This is a genomic window from Mesorhizobium sp. WSM4842, assembly GCF_055901575.1.
Genome location: NZ_CM148372.1, coordinates 3,561,897 through 3,586,664, shown reverse-complemented (window position 1 = coordinate 3,586,664; position 24,768 = coordinate 3,561,897). Strand labels below are relative to the sequence as shown.

Here is a 24,768-nt window from a genome sequence, read left to right as displayed (position 1 = left end):
AAGTTGCTGAAAACGCTTAATAAAAATATGATAATTGTAGTCATGTTTTCGAGGTGTACGAGCGATCACGACGCAGACAGGAGGCCCATTCCGGAGGCACGGCCATGGATAGACCTGATCTCGTTCGCGACAAGTTCCTGCAGCCGCCACAGGTTGCGGTCGCGAATGCCGAATTCTTCCAGATGATAGACGGTGTTGTAGAGATATTCGGCGCCCGACCCGACATGCCCGCACGCCCGCGCCAGCACTTGCGCTACCCTCTCCAGCGGCTGTTTGAGCGACGTCCCCCTGCCGGTCACACCGACCCAGAAGCCCAGCGCCCGCAGTGAACCTTGAGCCGTACGCACCGGAAGCCATCTGACCGAGCCGACGCTCTCGTGATCGTCGATCTCGCGCCGCAACAGTCTTTCGATCTGCAGCGGCTTTTCTCCCTCCGGCAAGCGGTAGATCACACCATCGCATCGCCCACCTCGTTCGAGCGCCATCATTAGTCCCGGTTGCGCAGCGCTGCCGCGCCAGCGAGCGATGTCGAGGCAGAAGGACCGATGCCAGCCGAAAGCGGTGGCGCGCTGTCGTTCGACGGACTCGAAAGCCGGCTTCCAGATCAGCGAGCCATAGGCGTACACCCACAAGGGGCCTGCGTCTGCTTCATCAGAAAGCCGCGACGCGAGGGTTTGGAAATCCTCATCGTTCAGTTGCGTCCAACTGCCATCGGGACCGGGATCGGCCTCCTCCCGATGGCATAGCGCGACAAGCTCCGGCGTAAGCGACATTAGGCGCATGAATCGACACCCCCTTACGCAGCAAAGTCGAAAACCGAGACACGCGCAAGATTGCGAATGAGGCGCACCTTGCCGTCATCGATTTCTGGCCCAGATGTCGGATTTCCGTCGCCAAGATCGTCCTAGGATGGATCAAACCACAATCCACAACTGGAAACGCAAGGAGCACGACAATGCCAAAGTCCCCGATGCCCTTCTTCTGGTACGAACTGATGACCACCGACCTCGACGCCGCCGAGGCCTTCTATACAATTGTGGTCGGCTGGACGGCGCAGCCCTTCGATGGCGCGCCAGGCATGCCGCGTTATATCGTCATGAATGTCGGCGAGCGCGGCGTTGGCGGGCTGATGGCGCAGCCGGACGAAGTGCGCAAGATGGGTATGCCGCCGGCCTGGGTCGGTTACATCCACACCAGGGATGTCGATGCCTCGACAAAATCGTTGAAGGAAGCTGGCGGTACGGTTCACCGCGAACCCGATGACATTCCGGGCGTCGGCCGCTTTGCCGTCGTCGCTGATCCGCAAAGCGCGGCCTTCAACTTCCTGCAGCCGATTGGCCCCGACCAGCCGCCGCTACCATCGACGACACCCGGCAACATTGGCTGGCATGAGCTCTACACGTCCGACTGGAAGGCGGCGCTCGATTTCTATTCCAGCCAGTTCGGCTGGACCAAGGGCGACGCCATGGACATGGGTCCGATGGGCACATACCAGCTCTTTGCCTTCGACGGCGAACCTATCGGCGGCATGATGAACAAGCCCGAGCAGATTCCCGTGCCGGTCTGGCAGTTCTATTTCAACGTTCCGGCCATCGACGCAGCGGCCAAGCGCGTGACCGATAATGGCGGCAAGATCCTGATGGGCCCGATGGAGGTCCCCGGCGGCGGCTGGATCGTGCAGTGCACGGATCCGCAAGGCGCTCATTTCGCGCTGATGGCGCCGGTGCGGTAGGCGTCCTGACCGACCGAGTGCTGCCGCTGGATCATTCCAGCGTCAGCACCGCAACTTTGAGACCGGGCGCCGCTGAGTTGGACGGTCGCGGCACCCGCCGCAAGCTTGAAACGCACGCTTTTGCAAATGCCAGGACAGGTTTTCACGCCGCTGAAATCGACCGAGCGAACGGCATGGCCTGAATTGCCTCAGGGCGCAAAGTCATTCCGGCGCCAGCACGGCAATCTTAACGGTCTCTTTCTTGGCGCCGCTCAGCTGGATGGTCGCCGGGCCGGCGGCCAGCTTGAAGCGCACGCTCTTGCGGATCCCCGGACAGGTCTTCATACCGCTGAAAGCCGCCAACTTCACGGCTTTGCCGTCCTGAACGACATCGATCCAAGCCTCATCAGACAGGCTGATCTGGAGCTCTCCCTCAGGGGGCACGGCCACGCTTGCCGTCGCGCCGAATGTACCGGCTGCCGGCGCGCGTTCCGGCGGAACGGTGAAGCTGATCGTGTCGACCGGCGCCAACGCCACATCTGCAGCCTCGCCGACCGAAAGGTCAGCCCCGGGCTGCGCGGCGGGCGCTGCCGCAAACAGGGCCTCCTCGCGCGTCACCGGCCATTTGAAAGCAGCACAGCCGGCGTCGTCGGCCATGGCGACGCTGGTGCCTGCAAGGGTGGCGAACAGGCTGACGAGGACTTTTCTCATGGCAAACGGAACCCACATGGTTTGGAGTGTCTGGCTATCAATACAACTATAGAGATCTGAATGCAACCCTAGCGAGAATAGATACGAGGAGCATTCTAATCACCGATTGTTGATGGCAGGCCATGCGAAGTGAATGGTCCCTTGCCGGGCGATAATCTATGGCCGGTTCGGGGTAAAATGGCGTTTGGATGAAGCTTTTCGACGGCCTTGCCAGATATCAGCCGCAGGCGCTGGGCGTTCTGCGCATCATGACCGCGTTGCAGTTCATCGAGCACGGCACACAGAAATTGTTCAATTTCCCGGTCAGCGAACACGCCGGCACCCTGAGCGGCCTATCGCTGACCGCGGGCATCCTCGAATTCGTCGGCGGCATCCTGCTGGTATTGGGCCTTTTCACCAGGCCGGTCGCATTTCTTCTCAGCGGCGAAATGGCGATCGCCTATTTCATGGCGCACATGCCGCGCGATTTCTTCCCGGTCAACAATGGCGGCGACGCGGCAATCTCCTTCTGTTTCATCTTTCTCTATCTGGTGTTTGCCGGTCCCGGCGCCTTGGCGCTGGACAACCGCCGCAGCGCCTGAGCCGCCACCAGCGGCGCCTTTACCCCCGCATCCGCTCGAGATTCGCGTCGAACAGCGGTGTCGGCTGCACGCGCGCGGGATAGCGCTTACCCAAGAGCTCGATCTCGAAACCGTCGGCCTCGTCGGCGATTTCCTTCGGCACGTAGCCCATAGCCACGGACGTCTTCGAATGATGTGCGTAGCCGCCTGACGTCACCCAGCCGCGCACGGCGCCGTCGAACCAGATCGGTTCGTCGCCGATGACGTCGGCGTCTGCCGTATCAACGACAAAGGCGCGCAGCCGCAGCTTGCCGCCTTGCTGGCGCTCAGCCAGTGCAGCCTGCTTGCCGATGAAATCGGTTTCTTTCCCGTAGGCGACGAAACGGTCGAGCCCGGCCTCAAGCGGACCATAGGTCGGCCGGTATTCGCGCGCCCACGAGCCGTAGTTCTTCTCCAGCCGCAGCGCATTGAGCGCGCGCGAGCCGAACAGACCGATGCCGAATTCTTCGCCAGCCGCCATCAGGGTCTGGTACGCGGCACGCTGATATTCCGGCGCCACCCAGATCTCGTAGCCGAGATCGCCGGTGTAGCTGACTCGGCCGACCAGGCACGGCGCCATGCCGATATCCACCTTGCGGATGGCCATGAATGGAAACGCCGCATTCGACACATCCGCCCGCGTGACTTTTGCCAGCACGTCCCGTGCCCTCGGCCCGGCAATCGACAGGCCAGTCAGTCTCGCCCCCAGCGCCTCGATATGGACCGAGCCATCTTGCGGCAGATGCGCCTCGAACCAGCGCATGTGATACTCCTCGGCAATGCCGGAACCGGCGAGGAACCAGCCCTCCCCGTTGGAATTGGGGCTGCCGAGATTGGCCAGCGAGAAATCGCCGATCAGCCTGCCGTCTTCTTTCAGCATCGGCGCCAGCGTCATGCGGCCGGGCTTTGGCAGCTTGCAGGCAAGCAGGCGGTCGAGCCAGGCCGCCGCACCCTCGCCTGTCACCCTGTATTTGGCGAAGGACGAAATTTCCGACAGGCCGACACTTGTCCGCACCGTCTTCACCTCTTTTGCGACATGCTCGAAATCGCTTGAGCGCCGCCACGAGAACTCGTCCCTGACGCCCTCGGGCGCATACCACAGCGGCACTTCCAGCCCGTAGGCCACGCCCCATTGCGCGCCCTTAGCCGACAATAGGTCGTAGACCGGCGTGGTCTTGAGCGGCCGCCCGGCAGGCAGCTCCTCATTGGGGAAGCGGATGGAAAAACGCCGCGAATAATTCTCGCGCACCTTGGCGTTGGTGTAGGCCATCGTTGCCCAGTCGCCGTAGCGCGAGACATCCATCGCCCAGATGTCGGCGCCGGGATCGCCTTCGATCATCCAGTTCGACAGCGCCAGGCCAACACCGCCGCCCTGCGAAAAGCCGGCCATGACGCCGCAGGCGACCCAGAAGCCCGGCAGGCCGCGCACCGGCCCGACCAGCGGGTTGCCGTCGGGCGCGAAGGTGAAGGGGCCGTTGATGATCTGCTTGATGCCGGTGTTCTGGAAGGCCGGAAAATGGCGGAAGCCGACTTCCAGCGATGGCGCGATGCGGTCGATGTCAGGCTCCAGCAGTTCGTGGCCGAAATTCCAGGGCGTGGAAAATTCGGACCATGGCTTGTTGGCCTTCTCATAGGTACCCATCAGCATGCCGCCGCGCTCCTGGCGCAGATAGAGTTCGCCGTCGAAATCGACCGCATGGATGATCTCCGTGCCAGTCTTCTGGTTCCAGGCGGCAACCTCCGGCATGTCCTCGGTGATCAGGTACATGTGCTCCATGGCCAGCACCGGCAATTCCAGCCCGACCATGCGGCCGACCTCGCGCGCCCACAGGCCGCCGGCGTTGACGACATGCTCGGCGATCACCTCGCCCTTGTTGGTGATGACGCGCCACAGCCCGTCGGCGCGGCGCACGATGTCCTCGACCTTGGTGAAGCGTTCAACCTCGGCGCCGAGCTTCCTCGCGGCCTTTGCATAGGCGTGGGTGACCCCCGATGGATCGAGATGGCCATCCTCCTTGTTGCGGACGGCGCCGACGAACTGCTTCGGGTCGAGCAGCGGCATCAGCTCGGCCGCCTCATCAGGCGAAATCTCCTCGAGGTCGATGCCGAGATAGCGTCCCTTGGCGACGACGCCGCGCAACCAGTCGAGCCGCGCCTCGGTCGCCGCCAGAAGCACGCCGCCGGTCAGGTGGACGCCGGTCGCCTGGCCGGACAGCTGCTCGATCTCCTTGTACAGCGAGATCGTGTATTTCTGTAGCTTGGCGACATTGGGGTCGCCATTGATCGTGTGCATGCCGCCGGCCGCATGCCAGGTCGAACCGGAGGTCAGCTCGTCACGCTCCAGAAGCACGATGTCGGTCCAGCCGTGACGGGCGAGATGGAACAGCACGGAACAGCCGACGACGCCTCCGCCAATGACCACGACCTTTGCATGCGATTTCATGGGTTTTCTCGTTATTTCAGGGAGTTGGAGGGGAACGATGAATCGGGGCGGGAGGAGCCAAGCCACACGAGCGCAAGCCTTCGACCATCATGGCTCGCCTTGCCCGATCGCTTCCTTGCGCCTGGCCACATACACCTCCAGCGCCTCGCGCACGGAAATATCCATCGCCGGTTCGACATGATCTTCCAGCGCTTTCTTCCACAGCCGCGTCGCCCGCGCCGTGGCGTCGAGCCCGCCGGTCTCCTGCCACGCCTCGTAGTTCTGCCAGTTGGAGAGCATCGGCTGGTAGAAGGCGGTGGCGTAGCGCTCCAGCGTGTGCGGCTCGCCGAAGAAATGGCCGCCGGTCGGCACCGCCCCCAGCGCCTCGACGGCGAGTTCCGCCTCGTTGACTTCGATTGGGCGCAAAAACTCCATCATGTGCTGGATCATCTCGACGTCGATGATGAACTTTTCGAACGACGCGGTCAGCCCGCCTTCCTGCCAGCCGGCAGCGTGGTAGACGAGGTTGCCGTGGCCGAGCACCGCGCCCCACAGCGCCATCAGCGTCTCATAGGCGCCTTGCGCGTCGGCGGCGTTGGAGGCCGAGCCCGGCGTCGTCCGGTACGGCAGTCCATAGCGCCGTGCCAACTGCCCGGAGGCGATGTTGGCCTTGGTGTTCTCCGGCGTGCCGAAGGCCGGCGCGCCCGACTTCATGTCGACATTGGAGGTGAAGGCGCCATACATGACCGGGGCGCCAGGGCGGACAAGCTGCGTCAAGACCACGCCGAACAGTGCCTCGGCGTTCTGTTGCGCGAGCGCGCCGGCAAGCGTCACCGGGCTCATCGCCCCCATCAGCGTGAACGGCGTTACCGCGACCGATTGGCCGAACTCGGCCATGGTCATCAGCCCTTCGGCCATCATCTCGTCGAAGCGGCGCGGCGAGTTAACCGAGATGATGGTGGTGACGCCGGGATCGTCGCGCATCTCATCAAGCGTCAACCCTCGCGAAATCGCCATCATTTCGATGCCGTCCAGCGCCCTGCCGCGGCCGATCGCCGAGACGTGAAAACTTTTGTCGGTCAGCGTCAGATTGGCGAAATAGGTGTCGAGGTGGCGGGAATTGGCCGGCAGTTCCACCGGGGCGCAGACCTGGTTGCCGAGCATGTGGATGCAGTTGAAATGCTGCGCCAGCCGGGTGAGATCACAATAGTCGCGCAAATTGCCGGCGCGGCGGCCGCGTTCCATGTCGTGCACGTTGGGAGGTCCGGCGACGAGCGTAAAATTGATGGTGTTGCCGCCGAGATGAACGGCACGGACCGGGTTGCGCGGCGTCAGCGTATAGCTCGACCGCGTCGCCCCCAGTGCCTGATCGACCATGCCGCGGTCGATGCGGACAGTCATCGACGTATGATCGACCTTGGCCCCAGCCTTCTCGAACAGCGAAAGCGCCCGCGGGCTCATCACCTCGATGCCGAAATTCTCCAGGATGTGCATCGACGCCTGATGGATCGCCTCGATCTGGTCGGCCGAGAGCATCGCCATTGGCGGATAGGGATTCGTCACGCGCCGCAGCGGCAGTTGCGGGATGGCGGCCGGCCCCCTGTTGCTAGTTCGCTCAGCGCCGCGCTTGCGTCTCGGTTCGGTCATGCGGCGCATCAAAGCGCCGGCACGACGACCGGGCTGTCGGAAATCCGCCACCAACGGGCGTGATTTTAGCCAAGGCGGCATTTTGGTAGCTTCATGCCGACAAAAGCGACGGAAAACGTCGGAATATCTATCCTCGTTCTGAACCGACCAAAGCGGCCGATGGGTCGTTAAGGAACGCAGCAAGATTCCTTTTATGTTTTCGGCCTAATCCTCCTCCAATGGGTAGGTCGAGTTTTAGTAAAATTGTAGCTGTTACCGTGCTGCTGGCGCTGTCGGCCTGCGCGACGCCGCCGAACCATATCAACGATGTCTGCGCCGTGTTCGACCAGAATGACGGTTGGTTCGACAACTGGCAGGCGGCGGCCGAACGCGCCGAACAGAAGCACGGCGTGCCGGTTCCCGTGCTGATGGCGACTGTGCGCAAGGAATCCGGCTTCAAGAGCAACGCCAGGCCGCCGCGCACCAAGCTTCTCGGCTTCATTCCCTGGAAACGTGTCTCCAGCGCCTCCGGCTTCTCGCAGGCGCTTGACGGCACCTGGGCGCAGTATCAAAGCGAGACGGGAAGTTGGGCGGCGCGCCGCACCAGGTTCGCCGATGCCGTCGATTTCGTCGGCTGGTATCATTCCAAGACCGCCGAAACGCTCGGCGTCGCCCGAAACGACACCTACAATCTCTATCTGGCCTATTATCTCGGCTGGACGGCCTATGGCCGCGGGAACCGCGGCGATGCCGGGGTGCAGCGCTATGCGCGGGCCACCGAGCAGATGGCTCGGGACTACGCCGCGCAGCTACGCCAATGCGCGCCTTGACGGCGTCTCGGACCTAGCCATCCGTCAGCTTCGGCCTTTTGCCGCGTGGACGCTTGGGCGGAACGCCGGCAAAGCCCGGACCGACGCCGTGCGGCGCGTCGTCCGGCACGCCTTCATTGGCGGCATGCTCCTTGTCGAACTTGATCACCGGCTCCATTTTCGCCAGCACGTCGTCGGCAAGCCAGCACAGGCTCATATGACCGTCGCCGAGATTCTTCACTGGCGGCACCTGCGTCTCACAAAGATTGTCCGGCACCAGCTTCTTGTAGCCGCAGCGCGTCTGGAACGGACAGCCGGTTGGCGGGTTCATCGCCGACGGAATGTCGCCTTCCAGCACGATGTGCTTCTTGATCACGCTGGTGTCGGCGATCGGAATCGCCGACAGCAGCGCTTCGGTATAGGGATGATAGGGCGGCGAAAAGATCTGGTCGGTCGTGCCCTGCTCGACGATATAACCGAGATACATGACGACGACGCGGTCGGCGATGTAGCGCACCACCGACAGGTCGTGGCTGATGAACAGCATCGTCGTCTTGTTCTTGCGCTGGATGTCCATCAGGAGCTCAGTCACCGCCGCCTGCACCGACACGTCGAGCGCCGAGACCGGCTCGTCGGCCACCACCACCTTGGCGTCGCCGGCAAAGGCCCGCGCCACGCCGATGCGCTGCTTCTGGCCGCCGGAAAGCTGGCGCGGCTTGCGGGTCTCGAACGCCCGCGGCAACTTCACCAGGTCGAGCAGCTCCAGCATGCGCTTGCGGCGGTCGGCGACGGTGTTGCCGACATTGAACTTTTCCAGCGTGCGGATGATCTGCGAGCCGACCGTGTGGCTGGGGTTGAGCGTGTCGAACGGATTCTGGAACACCATCTGGATCGACGACACCGTCTCGACGCTGCGCTTCTCGACGCCGGTCGACTGGATCTGTTGGTTGCCGAGCGTCACGCTGCCGGAGCTTGCTGTCTCCAGTCCGAGCAGCACCTTGGCCAGCGTCGACTTTCCGCAACCGGACTCGCCGACGATGGCGACGGTCTCGGATTCGCGTGCCATGAAGGAGATCGTCTCGTTGGCCTTGACGACGCGGCCCTCGCTCGAGCCGAACACTTCGCTGCCGCCGACCTTGTAGTACTTTTTGAGATCCTCGATCTTGAGCACCGGCGCGCCGGGCTCGACGCGCTCGTTGACCTTCTTGGCGCCGGGCGGCAGCGCCTCCCAGTCGATCTCGTTGAAGCGCACGCAGCGCGAAAAATGGCCTTCGTGGCCGTCGACCGCGATCATCGGGATTTCGGCGGCGTTGCAGACACCCTCGACGAAATGGTGGCAGCGGGGGCCGAAATTGCAGCCCTTCGGCCGCTCGTGCGGCAGCGGCAATTGCCCCGGGATGGAGATCAGAGGCCGCGAATTCTTGTCGGCGCCGGGCAGCGGGATCGAGCGGAACAAGCCTTGCGTGTAGGGATGGCGCATCCGGTCGAAGACGTCCTTGATCTTGCCGGTCTCCACCGCTTCGCCCGAATACATCACCGTGATGCGGTCGCAGGTTTCCAGGATCAGGCCGAGATTGTGCGACACGAAGATCATCGAGGTGCCGAACTTCTCGCCGAGCCCTTTGACCAGGTCGACGATGCCGGCTTCCACCGTCACGTCGAGCGCCGTCGTTGGCTCATCGAGCAGGAGCAGCGCCGGCTTCGACAGCAGCGCCATGGCGATGACGATACGCTGTTGCTGGCCACCGGAAAGCTGGTGCGGAAAGGAGCGCATCATGCGCTCGGGATCGGGCAGCCTGACCGAGCGCACCATTTCCAGCGCGCGCCTATAAGCCTCTTCCTTCGACACCTTGTCGTGGATCAGCGGCACTTCCATCAGTTGCTGGCCGACCTTCATCGCCGGGTTCAGGCTGGCCATCGGCTCCTGGTAGATCATCGCGATCTTGTTGCCGCGGATGGCGCGCAGTTCCTCGTCGGACAGCTCGCCCATGTCCTTGCCCTGGAACTTTATCCGGCCGCCGACGATCTTTCCGATGTTGGAGAGATCGCGCATGATGCCGAGCGACACGGTCGACTTGCCGCAGCCGGATTCACCGACGATGCCCATCGCTTCGCCAGGCATGACCGTGCAGGAGAAGTCCATAACGGCCGGTATCTCACCCTTGCGGGTGAAGAAGGAGATCGACAGGTTCTCGATCTCGATGATCGGCCCATTGGTCGGCTCGGCGGGATTTCGAACTGCCTCATTCATGGGTCGCTCCAATCCTTGTTCTTCTAAATAGGGTCGAAGACCCGTCCATCAATCTTTCATCGATTGTTCACGCAGCGAGTCGGCCAAAAGGTTCAGCCCCAGCACGAACGACATCAGCGCGATCGTCGGCGGCAGCGCCGGATGGATGAAGGAGCGCAGCAGCCGGCTGGCATCCTTGATCGCGGTGCCCCAGTCCGGGCTCTCGGGCGCCAGCCCCAAGCCGAAATAGCCGAGCGTGCCGAGCAGGATCGTGGTGTAGCCGATGCGCAGGCAGGCGTCGACGATCAGCGGCCCGCGCGCATTGGGCAGGATCTCCCAAAGCATGATGTACCAAGGCGATTCACCGCGCGTCTGCGCCGCCGCAACATAGTCGCGCGTCTTGATGTCCATGGTGAGGCCGCGCACGATACGGAACACGCCCGGGCTGGAGGCGAACACCACCGCCACGAAGATGTTGAGCTGGTTGGGATCGATGTGGATGATCCTGAACGGGTCGGCGTCGAAGACCAGGCCGGCATAGACCCAGCCGCCAATGATCAGCGTCAGTCCCAAGAGGATGTAGAGGCGGTCGGACCGTTTCTTGTAGCGCGTCCAGAACAGCACGCTGAAGAAGATGATCGGGAACAGGAAGAACAGGCCGGCCATCGCATAGGGAATCGGCGTGTCCATGATGCCCGGCGTCACCAGCAGGTAGAACAGGAGGATCACCGGGAAGGCGAGCACCAGGTTGGCGAGGAAGGACAGCACCGTATCGATCTTGCCGCCATAGTAGCCGGCCGGCAGGCCAAGCGTGATGCCGACCATCAGCGCGAAACCGGTCGCCGCCGGCGCGATGATCAGCACGATCTGGCTGCCATAGACCATGCGGCTGAACACGTCGCGGGCGAGCTTGTCGCCGCCGAAGAGGTAGACAAGTCCCGATTGCGGCTCGATCGCGCCCGGCAGCGCATCCTTCATGATCGCCACCTGGGCAAGCGGATTGAAGGGCGAGATGGTCGACGCGAAGATCGCTGTGAACAGCCAGAACAGGCAGATGCCGACGCCGACGATGCCGACGCTGCTGTCGAAGAGCTGACCGTAGAGGCCAAGCCGCTTCTTGTAGGCGAAGCTCGCCCCCATCACCAGGACGAGGGCGATCCAGACCGGCCAGAAACGCGCAAGCACGCCAAGCACCACATTGAAGGCGCCGATATATTCAAGCAGCATCCGCCCGATCCCCTATTGAACTCTGATACGCGGATTGAGAAACGCGTAGCCGACATCGGAAATGAGCTGTGTGATCAGGACGATGAGCACCGAGACCAGCGAGCAGCCGAGCAGAAGATCGATGTCGTTGTTGCCGGCCGCCTCGACCAGCGTGTAGCCGAAGCCCTGATAGCGGAACATCACCTCGACGATGACGACGCCGGTGAGCAGCCAGGGAAATTGCAGCATGATGACCGTGAACGGCGCGATCAGCGCGTTGCGCAGCGCATGCTTGACCACGACGCTGCCGAAGGAGAGGCCCTTCAGCCGCGCGGTGCGGATATATTGCTGCGTCATCACCTCGACCATCGAGGCGCGGGTCATTCTTGCGATGTAGCCGATGCCGTAGATCGCCAGCGTCATCACCGGCAAGGTGAAGTTGTAGAAGGTGATGCCCCGGCTGGCCGAAGCCGCCGAACCGTTCAGCAGGCCGAGCCATGAGGCGAAGATGACGGTAAAAATGACGCCCGACACATATTCGGGCGTCGCCGTCGAGGCGATCGAGGCGACGGACAATGTCCGATCGGTGCGCGAGCCCTCGCGCATGCCGGCGAGGATCCCGATCAGAAGCGAGATCGGCACCATCACCACAAGCACCCAGAACATCAGGATGCCGGTGGCGCCGAGCGCCGGGAAAAGCTTCGATGCCACCGTCGTCTTGAACTTGGTCGAGCAGCCGAAGTCACCCTGCAGCACGCCGGAGAACGTCGGCTCGACAGGATCGTTGCAGAAGGAAAAACGTCGCGCGGGTTTGCCCGTTGCCGGGTCTGTGACCGGCTGTTTGGGCACGATACCCAGCCATTGGCCATAACGGGAGAAGAAATTCTGGCGGTAGCCATGATTGACCAGCCAGCTTTCGAGCTGCTCGGCCGAGGTGTGCATTTCAGTCTGGCTGATCGCCAGCTTTTTCAGGTTGGGGTCGAGATTGATCAGGAAGAACACGACCATCGTCAGGCACAGCATCGTCAATGCCATGGTGCCGAGGCGTCGAAGGATGAAAGAAAGCATGGCGGTCCCCCTGCCGGTCTGGTTGGGGTTGAGGCCGGCTTGGAGCCAACTCAGCCGCTATCGGCAGAGCTGGCTGTCAAACGGACCCTCAGAATGCGATCAACCCTGTCTTATTGCACGCCCCTATCCGAAGAGTCCGCGCTTTTCTTTGCTGCGCCTACTTTCGGTTGTGGAATCATGCATGGCGTGGGTGGAAGGGGCGAACCGCCCCTTCCACGATCGATCCGATCAGGCCTCGTCGAGCCAGACCTTGCCGTAGTCGCGCTCGAAGGTCGGGTGCATGGCGTAGTTCTTAACACCAGCCACCGAGTGACTGTAGAGCTTGCGCCAGTAGGGCTGGATGATGATGCCGGAATCCTGCAGGATCTGCTCAATGTCCTTCATCATCTCCTTGCGCTTGGCGGCGTCGGCGACCGAAAGCGCGGCGTTGAGCTTGGCATCCCATTCGGGATTCGACCAGGCGGTTTCGTTCCAGGCTTCGCCGGTGCGGTAGCCGATCGCCAGAACCTGGACGCCGAGCGGCCGCATGTTCCAGTTGGTCATCGACAGCGGATACTTCGTCCAGTCGTTCCAGAACGTCGAACCCGGCAGCACCGTGCGCTTCACCTTGATGCCGGCGTCGCGCATCTGCGCGGCGATCGCATCGCCGGTATTCTTGTGCCAGTCTTCGTCGACCGTGATCAGCTCGTGCTCGAAATCGGCCTGACCGGCTTCCTCCATCAGCGCCTTCGCCTTGGCCGGATCGCGGGCAATCTTTGGCAGCTCGTAGTATTCCGGATGGACCGGGCTGACATGGTGGTTTTCGGCGACAGTGCCGGCATTGCCGTTGCCGAGCTGGAGCACGACAGCGTTGTCTACCGCGAGCTGCAGCGCGTTGCGGACCTTCTGATCGTCATAAGGCTTGTTGGCCACATTGGTGCGGCAGACGATGGTCGCTGCGGTGACCACCTCGTACTTGACCAGGTCGACACCGTCGAGGATCGACACATAGTCGGCCGACGTCTCGAAATTGGTATGGACCTCTCCGGATTCGAAGGCGCTGACCGTGGCCGCCGGATCGGTGCCGTAGTCGATGAACTCGATGCCGTCGAGAAAGACCTCGCCGTCCCACCACTTGTTGTCTTCGCGGCGCTTGTAGACGACTTTTTGGCCGACATCGTAGGAGACGAGTTCGAACGGGCCGGTGCCGATCGGGCAGGCTTTGAAATCACCACCCTTTTCGTCGAAGGTCTTGTGGACGATGAGACCGGGATAGTCGCACACATTGGGGATGAGCGCGATATCCGGCGTGCTGAGCTTCAGCTTGACCGTCAAATCGTCGACCTTGGTGACTGCGCTCTCATCCAGCTTGTCGTCCTTGACCAGCGAGCCGAGACGACCGGGCATGGAATTGCCTTCGGCCTTCTTGTCGGCCCAACGCTTGAAGTTGAAGATGACGTCGTCCGCGGTGAACGGATCGCCGTTGTTCCAGGTGACGCCCTTGCGCACATGCAGGGTGTACTCGGTGGCATCGTCGTTGACGTCCCAGCTCTCGAGCAGGTAGGGGCGGAACGTGTATTCGGTTGTGTACTTGACCAACGGCTCGAGTGCCTGGCGCTCGGCATTGGCGATTTCCGACCAGTCGGCCTTGCGCGGATCCTTCGCATCCTTGATCCACATAGCGACCTTCAGTATGCCGCCCTTCTTGCCCTGTACGTCCTGCGCTCTCGCTGGCGTCGGGTCGGCGAGGCCGAGCATACCATAGGCCATCGCCGTAGACGCGCCGAAGACGCTGGCCAAAGCGAGAAACTCGCGGCGATCGACACGTCCGGCCCTGGCTTCTTCGGCCATTGCATGGATGTGATCCGGAACGCGATCGCCATTACTCTTGTAGATTGTCATCACGAACTCCCATTGTTGGCTTTCTGCCTTTTACCATTCCGCATCCGGGCCATGATGTCAAAAACGGCACGGGTTGGGAACATGCCAAGGAATGTGCAACTTTGGAAGGGAAGCAGTTCGCGTGATAACGACAGTCTTGGCGCAAAATTGCTATTGCCCGGCAGATTTCGTTCGAATCTCCGGCATCGATTAAACTGAGACATTCACGACAGCGCCGCGCGTCCTGCTGGGCGCGCAAAGGACGCTGTAGCACTTTGATTTGCGCATAATTCCTAACCGAAAATCGATTCCGATTTTCGGCGTCATGCGCGAAACTTTGCACAGCGCCAGCCGATCCCGGACAGGGTGCCAGAACGGCGACGACTGTCGGATTGCCAGACCCTTTCGCGTCGGCCGGCTTCAGTACTCGCGCTCGTAGAAAACGCCGCCCTTGGCTTCGCCGGCGTCGGTGGCCTCGCCGCGCAATTTGACGCCGCGCCCGACGTCGAGATCGATCGCCGCCTTGCCCGAACCCGGCTTGTCGCCCTTCTGGATCGTCACATAGGTGCGGTCGTTGAGGTATTTGCCCGCCGACACCGCGGTGCCGCCCTCTTCGTCGGTGATGACGTCGAGATCGTCGACGCCGATCGCGCTGCGCAAGTTCTGGAGCAGCGAGGTCGAGCCGCCGACACCGGCCAGCTGCGCGGCGGCTTCGGCAAGCTGAGCGATCTGCAGCGGCGACAGGTTCGACATCGAGCGGCCGAAAATCAACTGCGCCAGGACCTCGTCTTCCGGCAGCGCCGGCACCGACGAGAAGTTGAATTTCGGATTGGTCGCCTCGCCCGATACCACGATGGTGACGGTGGCGCTGCTCGTCGTCGATGTCGCCGTGAGGTTGAGATAAGGCACCAGCGAGCCTGAAAAGCCGACCGTGCCTTCGGTGAAGGTCAGCCGCTTGGCGAGGATCGTCAGCCGCCCGCGCTGCAAGGTGAAGGTGCCGACGGCTTGCGGCGACGATGCCGGGCCGGTCAGCCGCAGCGAACCGCCAAGCTCGGCATCGACACCCCTGCCCTGGATAAATATCTGGCTCGGCGCGTTGACCGTGACATCGAGGTTGAGGCCGCCGCCACCGCTGCTGCCGCTCGCCGTCGCCGGGCGCAACGCTTTGTCTTGTGCGCGCACGGCAGCCGGTGCGTTCCTGTGCTTGACGTTGAGCGCCGCCAGCGAGCCCGGCAGCTTTTCGGGAACGGTGATGACGGTTTTGGCCAGGTTGATCGTACCCGAGATCACCGGCGCCGACGCGAGCGGCCCCTTGATGGTCAGGTCGCCACTGAGATTGGCGGTGACCACCCTGCCGTCGGTGTAGCGGCCGTCGACGAGCTTGACCGACAGATCGGCCGGAAAACCTTGCGCCGGATTGATGCCGACCGTGCCGCTGGCCGACAGGCTGCCGCGCGTCGACAAATTGCCGGTCAAGCGGTTGATCCTGGCCACGCCACCGCCGATCGCCACATCGGCGGTGATATCGTTGATCGCAAGTCCCGAGCGTGCATCGATCAGGCGGGCACCCGACGTGCGGACCGTGCCTGTGATCACCGGCGACGTCGCCGGGCCGCGCACCTTCAAATTGACGTCGGCCGTGCCGCTCAACGACAGGCCTTGCGCGGCGAGTGTCCGAGTGAGGAAAGCGAACGGCACCTTGCCGGAAAAGTCGAGATCAAGGGTGGGCGTGCCTGATGTCGTCATCGTGCCGCCGCCCTTGAGGCCGAGACCGGCGGCATCGCTCATGCTGGCGTCGAAGGTCAGTCTGTTGCCCGAATACGTGCCGGAGGACGAAACGCCCATACCGCCGAAACCGGCACCGCGGGTCTGCGACGTCTGGACGCCTGCGGCGTCGATCTTGAAGGCGACGGCCGGATTGGCCGGCGCGCCCGTCACCTTCACCGTGCCCGAGATCGAGCCGGCGGCATCGAGGCCCGGCGAGAAACTGTTGGCGAGCGACATCGGCACCCGCGCCAGCGTCGCGTTGAGATTGAGCGCCTCCCCGACCTTGCCCGAAACCGTCGCCGTGCCGCCGCCGAGGTTGAGCGCGAGCCGATCCAGGCTGGTGGTGCCGTTGGCGATGGTGATGGTCGAGGCCTGCGCGATCGCCGCTTTGATGCCGCGCATGGTCGCCTGGCCGGAGGTGAGCTCGACCGTCGTCGTGCCATTGGCGATCCTGACGCGGCCGGCGGCCCTGGCGGGAATGTCCTTGACGTTGGCGCCGCCGGAAAAGCCTGTCCAGTCGCCGTCACGCTTGAGATCGACATCGATGCCGCGAATGACGGTGCCGCCGGAGGTGACGCTGTCGGCACGGATCTTTCCGGAGATCACCGGTGCCGCGAGATAGTTGGCGATCGATGCATCGATGGTGACCGTCTTTGCCGCAACATCGCCGCGTGAAATCGAAGCCGTCGAAGCCTTGATGGTGACCTCAGGCACATTGCCGGTCTTCGAGAAGACGATCGTGCCACGCACGTCGCCTTCCGCCTTTTCCAGCGCAAGGGCTGCGAGCGGTCCGATATCAGGCAGGTCGAGCGCCACGGTGCCATCAGGCACGAACGCCTCGTCAAGTGCCAGGTCGCCTGATACCCGGTTCTTGCCGAGTGACAGCAAAAGCCCGTTGATGGCGCGCTTGCCGTCGGACGTCGCCAGCACGGCACTGCCTTGCAGGGGCTGGCCCGCGACATTTCCGGTCAGTTGGACATTGGCCGCCGGGTTGGCGGCATCGGCCTTGCCGGTGGCGGTGAGCCTCAGCCCGGTGATCTCACGTTCGGCCACCGAGAGCCGGTCGCTGTTGACCGTCAGCGACAGGTCGGGCGCGGTGCCGGCGCCTTGCACGTTAAGCGCGAAAGCGATGGCGCCCCTGGCATCCCCGGACAGAAGCGAGATGTCGGTCAGCGCGCCCTTGATGTCGGCGGCGAGTTGGTTGTCGGCAAGGCTGGCCTGCCCGTCGGCGGTCAGCGCGCCGGACACCAGCCTGATCGCGTTGGCGGTGACATTGCCATTGGCGTCACGCTTCAACGCGGCACTGAGTTCTGTCCGCTCCGCGAGCACACCGCGCGCTGCCGCCGGCAGCGCTGCGGAAGCCGCATCCGCCCTGAGGTTGAGATCGATGGCGCCGTCGGCCAGCGAGACCCTTCCGTCGAAGCCGGTGTTCAGCGCGTCGCCCGTCACCGACCCGCTGTCGATCACGATGGTGTCAGTCGCGAGGCTGCCGGCGACCTTGGCGGTGATCCTGCCGGCGATCAGCGGCGCGATGGTTGGATTGTCCAGGCCGATCTTGTCCGCCGTCACCGTGCCGGAAATTGGCCCTGTCCGGCTTTTCACGTCGAAGGCGTCCGAGTGCAATGCCAGGGTGAGCCCCTCGACCTTAGCTAGATTGGTGGCGGCCGAAGGCAGAACAGCGGAGATATCAAGCTTCGGCTGCGTGCCCTGCCCTGCAGCCTTTACCGAAAGCGCCTGCAGCTCGAGCTTGATCGGGCTCTCGGTGCTGCCAAGCGCCAGCGGCAGGCTCGGGCCGGTCGAGGCCAGGTCGAGCGCAAAATCGCTGGCGCCGTTCGGATTGATGGTGCCGGCGGCCTTGCCGGAAATTTTGTTACCGGTAAGCGTCGCGTGATCGATGGCAACGCCGCCGGCGGCCGAAAAGCTGCCTGCCGCATCGAGGTTGAGCGAGCCGAGCCCCGCCTGGCGGGTCTGGCTGGTCTCGGCGCCGCTGAGCTGCGCACTGAAACGAATGTCGGGGGCTGCCGACGGTCCCATCACTTGCGCCGTTCCGCCGAGCGTGCCCGCAGCGTCGAGGCCCGGTGAAAAATCATTGGCAAGGGCTGCCGGCAGCGCGGAAAACTCTGCCGCGATGTCGAGTGTCGGGCCGGCGGTGCCGGACACGGTCACCGATCCGCCGCCGACATCGAGCATCAGCTTCTCAATGCTGGCCGTGCCATTGGCGATGTTTAAGCTCGACGGCTGCGCGATCGCCGCCTTGATGCCGCGAATGGTCGCTTCGCCCGAGGCGATCTCGACGCTTGTCGTGCCGTCGGCGATCTTCACCCTGCCTTCGGCCCTGGCCGGAATGTCCTTGACGGTGGCGCCGCCGGAAAAGCCTGTCCAGTCGCCGTCACGCTTGAGATCGACATCGATGCCGCGAATGACGGTGCCGCCGGAGGTGACGCTGTCGGCACGGATTTTTCCGGAGATCACCGGTGCCGCGAGATAGTTAGCAATCAGCGCATCGATGGTGACCGTCTTTGCCGAAACATCGCCGCGTGAAATCGAAGCCGTCGAAGCCTTGATGGTGACCTCAGGCGCATTGCCGGTCTTCGAGAAGGCGATCGTGCCACGCACGTCGCCGTTAGCTTTTTCCAGCGCCAGGGCTGCGAGCGGACTGATATCGGGTAGATCCAGCGCCACCGTGCCGAGCGGCAGGAATCTATCGTCGAGAGCAAGGTCGCCCGAAACTTTGTTGTCGCCCAGCGACAGGCTTAGTCCGTCTATGGACCGCTTTCCCTGGCGCGTTACCAGCGACGCCTTGAAATCGAGTGGCTCGTCATTGACGGATCCGGTGAGCGAGATATCGGCCGCAGGGCTGGCGATGTCGCCCTTCCCCGTCGCGGTGAGCCTCAACCCGGTGATTTCTCGCGCCGCCACCGAAAGCCGGTCGCTATCGACTGTCAGCGACAGGTCCGGCGCTGTACCGGCGCCCTGCGCCTTCAGCGCGAACGTTATGGCGCCCTTGGCATCCCCGGACAGAAGCGAGATGTCGGCCAGCGCGCCCTTGACGTCGGCGCTGACCTTGTTGTCGGCGAGGCTGGCCTGCCCGTCGGCGCTGAATGCACCTGATACCAGCCTGATGGCGTTGGCGGTAACATTGCCGTTGGCGTCGCGCTTCAGTGCCGCGCTGAGCTGCGTCCGCTCGGCGAGCACACCGCGCACAGCCGCCGGCAGTGCTGCGGAAGCCGCATCCGCCCTGAGGTTGAAATCGATGGCGCCATCGGCCAGCGAGACCCTTCCATTAAAGCCGCTGTCCAGTGCCTCGCTCGTCACCGAGCCGCTGTCGATGACGATGGTGTCGGTCGCGAGGCTGCCAGCGACTTGTGCCGTGATCCTGCCGGCGAGCAGCGGCGCGATGGTCGGATTGTCCAGGCCGATCTTGTCCGCCGTCACCGTGCCGGAAATCGGCCCTGTCCGGCCCTTCAGATCGAAGGCGTCGGAATGGAGCGCAAGCGCGATGCCTTCGGCCTTGGCTAGGTTGGTTGCGACCGACGGCAGTGTCGCGGAGATATTCAGCGTCGATTGCATGCCCTGCCCCGCGACCTCCACCGACAGCGCCTGCAACTCTAGATTGATCGGGCTCTCGGTACTGCCAAGCGCCAGCGGCAGGCTCGGGCCGGTCGAGGCCAGGTCGAGCGCAAAATCGCTGGCGCCGTTCGGGTTGATGGTGCCGGCGGCCTTGCCGGAAATTTTGTCACCGGCAAGCGTCGCGTGGTCGATGGCAATGCCGCCGGCGGACGAGAAACTGCCTGCCGCATCGAAGGTGAGCGGCCCGAGCCCCGCCTGGCGGGTCTGGCTGGTCTCGGCGCCGCTGAGCTGCGCACTGAAACGAATGTCGGGGGCTGCCGACGGTCCGGTCACTTGCGCCGTTCCACCGAGCGTACCCGCGGCGATGAGGCCGGGTGAAAAATCATTGGCAAGGGCGGCCGGCAGTGCGGAAAACTCCGCCGCGAGGTCGAGCGTCGGGCCGGCGGTGCCGGACACGGTCACCGATCCGCCGCCGACATCGAGCAGCAGCTTTTCGATGCTGGCCGTGCCATTGGCGATGCTCAGGGTCGACGGCTGCGCGATCGCCGCCTTGATGCCGCGAATGGTCGCTTCGCCGGAAGCGATCTCGACACTTGTCGTGCCGTCCGCGATCTTCACCCTGCCTTCGACCATGGCCGGAATGCCGGCGACGGTGGCGCCGCCGGAAAACCCGGTCCAGTCGCCGTCGCGCTTCAAATCGACACCGATGCCGCTGATCACGGTGGCCCCCGATGTGACCGTATCAGCCTTGATCGTGCCGGAGATCACCGGTGCGGCGAGATAGTTGGCGATCAGCGCGTTAACGGCGATGGTCTTTGCCGCCAGATCGCCGCGCGAAATAGACCCGCTCGTCAGATCGATCGCGACCGTCGGCGCGCCACCATCACTCGAGAGGCGGATGCTGCCCTGCACGTCGCCTGCCGCCGTCTGCCCGGCAAGTGCGGCCAGCGGCCCGATATCGGGCGCTTCGAGTGTCAGCGTGCCGAGTGGCAGCAAGCTGTCGTCGAGAGCGAGATCGCCCGAGACCTTGTTGTCGGCCAGCGACAGGCTAAGCCCGTTAATGGAACGCTTTCCGTCGCTCGTCACCAACGATGCCCTAAGATCGAGCGGCTGGTCGTCGACGGACCCTGTCAGTGCGACATCGGCGGCGGGATTGGCGATGTCGGCCTTCCCCGTCGCAGTCAGCTTGATCGTCTTGACCGTGCGGCCCGACGCGGTCAGGCTGTCGCTGTCGGCCGAGACTGAGAAATCCGGCGCCGTGCGCGCGCCGCTCGCCGTCAGCGCGAAATCGACGGCCCCGCCCACCGGTACGCCAACCATCGGCGACAGCACCGAAACGTCACCGAGCGTACCCCTGATATCGGCCTGGATGTCGGTGCCCGTCGCGCTGGCGGTGCCGCTGGCGCTGAGCGAGCCCGAAGTGAATTGCAGTGCATTGGCGGCAAACAAGCCTTGCGGGTCGCGGGTCGCGGTCGCCGAGAATGTCACACGCTCGCCGAGAACCGGGCGGATCTGCGGCGGCAGCGCTGTCGAGACGGCATCGGCATTCATCTTGAGCGTCATCGCCAAATCGGCCAGCGTCACCCTGGACGTCACCGAGGCATTGAGCGCGTCGCTGCGCAGCGTGCCTTGATCGACGACGATCTCGTCCTTGCTCACCGACCCGGCGAGGTCGGCGGTCACCCTGCCGGTCACCAGCGGCGCCAGCGTCGCCACGTCGGTGTTGAGGCCACCGGCCGCAAGCTTGATGGTGAGCGGTCCGCTGCGGTCCTGGATGTCGAAGCCGTCGGAATGGATCTCAGCCGCCAGATCGTCCACCCGCGTGCCGCCCGCAACCACCGAGACCAGCGACGCGCCGATGTCGACTATCGGCGCCTTGCCGCCGCCGAACGCGCGCGCCGTGGCGCCGGTGATCGCGACGGTCACCGGCTGCGCCGTGGTGCCGAGACTGAGCACGATTGGTGGACCCTTAGCGGCGAGCTCCACCGAAAGGTCGCTGGCGCCATTGGGGTCGATGATGCCCGCGGCCGTGCCATGCACGGCATCGCTGTCGATGCTGGCGCGTTCGACCTCGACGCCGCCGGTCACGATCGCGGTTCCGGCGAGGTCGAAGCTGGTCTTGCCGGCAAACAAGGACTTCAGATTGTCGGGCATGAAGCGCTGGAAGTCGCCGTCGCCCTTGGCCTCGACATAGTTGCCCTTGTCGGTGAGCTGATGACGGCCGGTGAGCTGGGTGGCGATCTGGCCGTCGACGACGAAGGTACCGATGCCGCTCCAGTTGGCGACCGGCCCGGTGCCGGTGACGACGATGTTGACTGGCGGCGCATCCGGCAAATTGAGCAGATTGGCGATGATGCCGCCGGCCGGCTCGGATGCCTTCAGATCGAGGTCGAGCTTGTTGTCGGCGGGCGCGAAATGGATGTTGGCGTCGACCTTGCCTTGCTTGCCGTCGTGGCGGGTGATGTTGAGGCTGGTTTCGAGCGCCAACGGCGCCGCGTCGGCCTTGAATGACCCCTTGGCCGCGAGCTCTGCGATGCCGCTGCCGGCCAGGGCCTGCCCGAGCGCGATTTCCGGCAGGTCGATCTGCTTGATGTCGAGCGACACCGGCAGCGTGGTGGCGCCACCTTGGCTCGGCTGGGTGCCGGCCACCGGCAGCCGCGCCATTTCGATGCGATCGGCGGCGATGCGGCCGGCGCTGAAGTTTTTCGACAGAAGCGCCAGCGGCGACCAGTCGACGGCCACCTTGCGCGCCACCAGCCAGGCGCCCTGGCGATCCTCCAGCACCACATGATTGACAGTCAGCGCGCCGGACCAGATGCCGTCGATGCCGCTTACCCTGACCTTCTGGTCATCGGTCGACGCCATGGTCGAGATGATGCCGGCGAGATTGTCGCGGCCGCGCTCGGTCTTGGTCAGCACGACGAGCGCACCGACCACCGCCGCCACCACGATGAGCAGCGCGAAAAGGACAATGCGGAGGATGCGCTTGACCATTGTCATCAGAACGCCTGCCCGATGCCGGCATAGATGCCGAAATGCGGGTCATCGGGACCCCGGTTGAGCGGCACCGCCGCATCGATGCGCAGCGGTCCGAACGGCGTAATATAGCGCAAGCCGACGCCGGCGCCGACCTTCATGCCAGAAAAATCTGGGAATTGCCTGGTCGAGACGGTGCCGGCATCGACGAACGGCACGAAGCCGATCGTGTCGGTGATGGCGATGCGCATCTCGACCGAGGTCTCGAACAACGAAAGCCCGCCGATCGGCTGTCCGTCGGCGTCCTTCGGACCGATGCCCTGATAGGCATAACCGCGCACCGAGCCGCCGCCGCCTGAATAGAAGCGCTGGTCGGCCGGAACTTCCTGAAGGCCGGCACCGATGATCGAGCCGATGGCGACGCGTTCGGCCAGGATGAATTTCGAAGCCGTGTCGAGCGACTGATAGGTCGATCCTTCGCCCCTCAGCTTGACGAAGGCCGCACCGTTCAAAATCTCGTAGCTCGGCTCGGCATAGGCCAGCGCCCTGAATCCCGTCGTCGGGTTCAGCCGGTTGTCGCGGTTGTCATAGACATATCGCAGCGGAACGCTGGCAATCAGATAGGTGTGCTTGCCGAAAGAATCGGTGATCTTCGAATAGTCGAGCGCGACTTCCGCGGAAACCGTCTGCTGCTTGTCGAGTTCATAAGACAGGCCGGTGTTGCCCTTGACCGAGAAATTGTCGTAGGCGTCGGGATGCTCTAATACGGTGCTGACGCCGGCGAAGAATTTCGACGCCGGACCGACGACTCCTGGCTTTTCGAACATGATGCCGGCATTGTAGTTGAGCTCGGTAAACTCATTGCTGCCGATACCGCTGATTGCGCCCTCGATGCGCAGCTTTTCGGCACGGCCGAACAGGTTGCGGTGGCCCCAATAGCCTTCGAGGCCGAGCCCTTCGGTGTTGGAGAAGGTGCCGCCAAGGCCGAAATAGCGCGGCTTGCGCTCACTCACTTCGACGCCGATCGGGATGTTGCCGTCGGCGTCGAGACCGTCGGCCTCCTTCAGCGTCACGCTGTTGAAGACTTCCAGCCCGAGCAGACGGTCGCGCGCTTCGTCGATCTCTTCCGGCGAATATTGGCGGCCTCGCTTCAGGCCGGTCATATATTCGGTGAAATCGCGGTCGACCTTTTCGGTGCCCTCGACCGTGGTGTCGCCGTAGCCGGCAGCCGGCCCGGCCGCCACGGTCAGCGTTACGTCGAGCGTCGAGGTGGCGTGGTCGGCGACAATCTCGCGGTCCGTCACCTTGGCCAGCGGCCTGCCTTCCTCTTTGAGCGCCCGCACGATCGACGCCTCGGCCTTGAGCACGGCACCGGAACCGGCATCGCCGCCGGCGATCAGGCCGAAATCGGCGTCCGCCAGCCCCGCCGCATCGCCCTCCAGCCTGATGTCGCCAAGCGTGAATTTCGGCCCGGTCGCAATGTTGATCACCACCGGGATCGGCTGCGGACCCGAAAATTCGGCGTCGGGCGGCAAATCGTCGAGCGGCTTGCCTTCGATGGTGATGGTGACGACGCCCTCATAGCGGGCGTCCGCGTAAAGTGCGGCGACAAGCTGATCGCGGTCGCCACGCGCCTTGGCCAGCAGGCCGAGCGAACCAGAGACTGGACGTTCTTCGTCGTCCTTCAGCGCCGAGGCGTTTTCGAGCTTCTCGGCGAGGTCCTCGTCGGCGTCGGGCGCCTCGATGGTCACCGCATAGCGCAGCGGATCGACGATGTCGGCGTCTTCGTCCTCTGACGATCCCCACAGCTTGATGCCGAAGATCTCGAAAGCGGCCGCATTTCCGCTCGCGGCAACCAATGCAGTCGAGCACAGCAAGGCGAAAAGCAGGGCGTGCGAAAGCACACGCCGTGGCGCGGTTCCTCCCGACATCTGCCTTTCATACGCCGACATTACAACTCTACACTAGCTGCCAAAGCTAAAATTGGAATGAAGTTCTGAATTGCTCGTAAAGGAGCCACAATCCAATTGTCTGAAATGGACAGGGCTTGGAATTCACACCTTCTGCGTCGCCGCAAGAATGCGTGATCCCTGTCCTATGGAGGTACTACCGGTCATCGGCCGGAAAGGAAACCGTTGGCAGGCGGAACCTGCCGCGTCCTCGTGTTGACAAGCGTGACTGAGCTTGAACATGTCTGGACGAAACGTAGACGT

Annotated in this window: 13 protein-coding genes; 3 read left to right on the top strand and 10 right to left on the bottom strand. The window is 63.5% G+C overall.

Annotated features, from left to right (window positions below; genetic code table 11):
* Nucleotides 1-65 precede the first annotated feature (65 nt).
* On the bottom strand, nt 66-782 hold the full coding sequence (locus AC0NIE_RS17320) for a gamma-glutamylcyclotransferase (protein WP_473485189.1): 717 nt from the start codon (nt 780-782) through the stop codon (nt 66-68).
* Between the two features lie 173 nt (nt 783-955).
* Between AC0NIE_RS17320 and AC0NIE_RS17315 the strand changes: the two genes are divergently transcribed.
* The gene (locus AC0NIE_RS17315; protein WP_473485188.1) at nt 956-1,732 is read left to right on the top strand and encodes a VOC family protein; all 777 of its coding nucleotides are present in this window, start codon (nt 956-958) and stop codon (nt 1,730-1,732) included.
* Nucleotides 1,733-1,933: 201 nt separating this feature from the next.
* Here AC0NIE_RS17315 and AC0NIE_RS17310 read toward each other — a convergent pair whose 3' ends face one another.
* On the bottom strand, nt 1,934-2,422 hold the full coding sequence (locus AC0NIE_RS17310; protein ID WP_473485187.1) for a hypothetical protein: 489 nt from the start codon (nt 2,420-2,422) through the stop codon (nt 1,934-1,936).
* A gap of 188 nt (nt 2,423-2,610) precedes the next feature.
* Here AC0NIE_RS17310 and AC0NIE_RS17305 point away from each other — a divergent pair, with 188 nt between their 5' ends.
* Nucleotides 2,611-3,003: a DoxX family protein gene (locus AC0NIE_RS17305; RefSeq protein WP_473485186.1), complete on the top strand. Its 393-nt coding sequence runs from the start codon at nt 2,611-2,613 to the stop codon at nt 3,001-3,003.
* A 19-nt stretch (nt 3,004-3,022) separates the two neighbouring features.
* On the opposite strand, the gene AC0NIE_RS17300 is transcribed toward AC0NIE_RS17305, so the two are convergent.
* Together AC0NIE_RS17300 and AC0NIE_RS17295 are read right to left on the bottom strand one after the other, a co-directional pair.
* Nucleotides 3,023-5,464: a GcvT family protein gene (locus tag AC0NIE_RS17300; RefSeq protein WP_473485185.1), complete on the bottom strand. Its 2,442-nt coding sequence runs from the start codon at nt 5,462-5,464 to the stop codon at nt 3,023-3,025.
* A gap of 87 nt (nt 5,465-5,551) precedes the next feature.
* Entirely contained in the window at nt 5,552-7,090 is a 1,539-nt protein-coding gene (locus AC0NIE_RS17295; protein ID WP_473485184.1) for a trimethylamine methyltransferase family protein, read from the bottom strand.
* A 218-nt stretch (nt 7,091-7,308) separates the two neighbouring features.
* On the opposite strand from AC0NIE_RS17295, the gene AC0NIE_RS17290 reads away from it, so the two are divergent.
* On the top strand, nt 7,309-7,899 hold the full coding sequence (locus AC0NIE_RS17290; protein ID WP_473485183.1) for a transglycosylase SLT domain-containing protein: 591 nt from the start codon (nt 7,309-7,311) through the stop codon (nt 7,897-7,899).
* Between the two features lie 13 nt (nt 7,900-7,912).
* Here AC0NIE_RS17290 and AC0NIE_RS17285 read toward each other — a convergent pair whose 3' ends face one another.
* The 6 genes from AC0NIE_RS17285 to AC0NIE_RS17260 form a co-directional block, all read right to left on the bottom strand.
* Nucleotides 7,913-10,129: a dipeptide ABC transporter ATP-binding protein gene (locus tag AC0NIE_RS17285; RefSeq protein ID WP_473485182.1), complete on the bottom strand. Its 2,217-nt coding sequence runs from the start codon at nt 10,127-10,129 to the stop codon at nt 7,913-7,915.
* 48 nt (nt 10,130-10,177) lie between these two features.
* A complete protein-coding gene (locus tag AC0NIE_RS17280) occupies nt 10,178-11,335 on the bottom strand; it encodes an ABC transporter permease (protein ID WP_473485181.1) in 1,158 nt (385 codons plus the stop codon).
* Between the two features lie 12 nt (nt 11,336-11,347).
* Entirely contained in the window at nt 11,348-12,382 is a 1,035-nt protein-coding gene (locus AC0NIE_RS17275) for an ABC transporter permease (RefSeq protein ID WP_473485180.1), read from the bottom strand.
* Between the two features lie 228 nt (nt 12,383-12,610).
* Nucleotides 12,611-14,263 carry an ABC transporter substrate-binding protein gene (locus AC0NIE_RS17270; RefSeq protein WP_473485179.1) on the bottom strand — a complete coding sequence of 551 codons (1,653 nt, stop codon included), beginning with the start codon at nt 14,261-14,263 and terminating at the stop codon, nt 12,611-12,613.
* 399 nt (nt 14,264-14,662) lie between these two features.
* Nucleotides 14,663-22,579, bottom strand: a complete 7,917-nt coding sequence (locus AC0NIE_RS17265) for a translocation/assembly module TamB domain-containing protein (protein WP_473485178.1) — start codon at nt 22,577-22,579, stop codon at nt 14,663-14,665.
* Nucleotides 22,579-24,507 (bottom strand): autotransporter assembly complex protein TamA, encoded by a 1,929-nt coding sequence (locus tag AC0NIE_RS17260; protein WP_473485177.1) that lies wholly within the window; start codon nt 24,505-24,507, stop codon nt 22,579-22,581. Before AC0NIE_RS17260 ends, AC0NIE_RS17265 begins: the two co-directional genes overlap by 1 nt.
* Between the last annotated feature and the right edge of the window lie 261 nt (nt 24,508-24,768).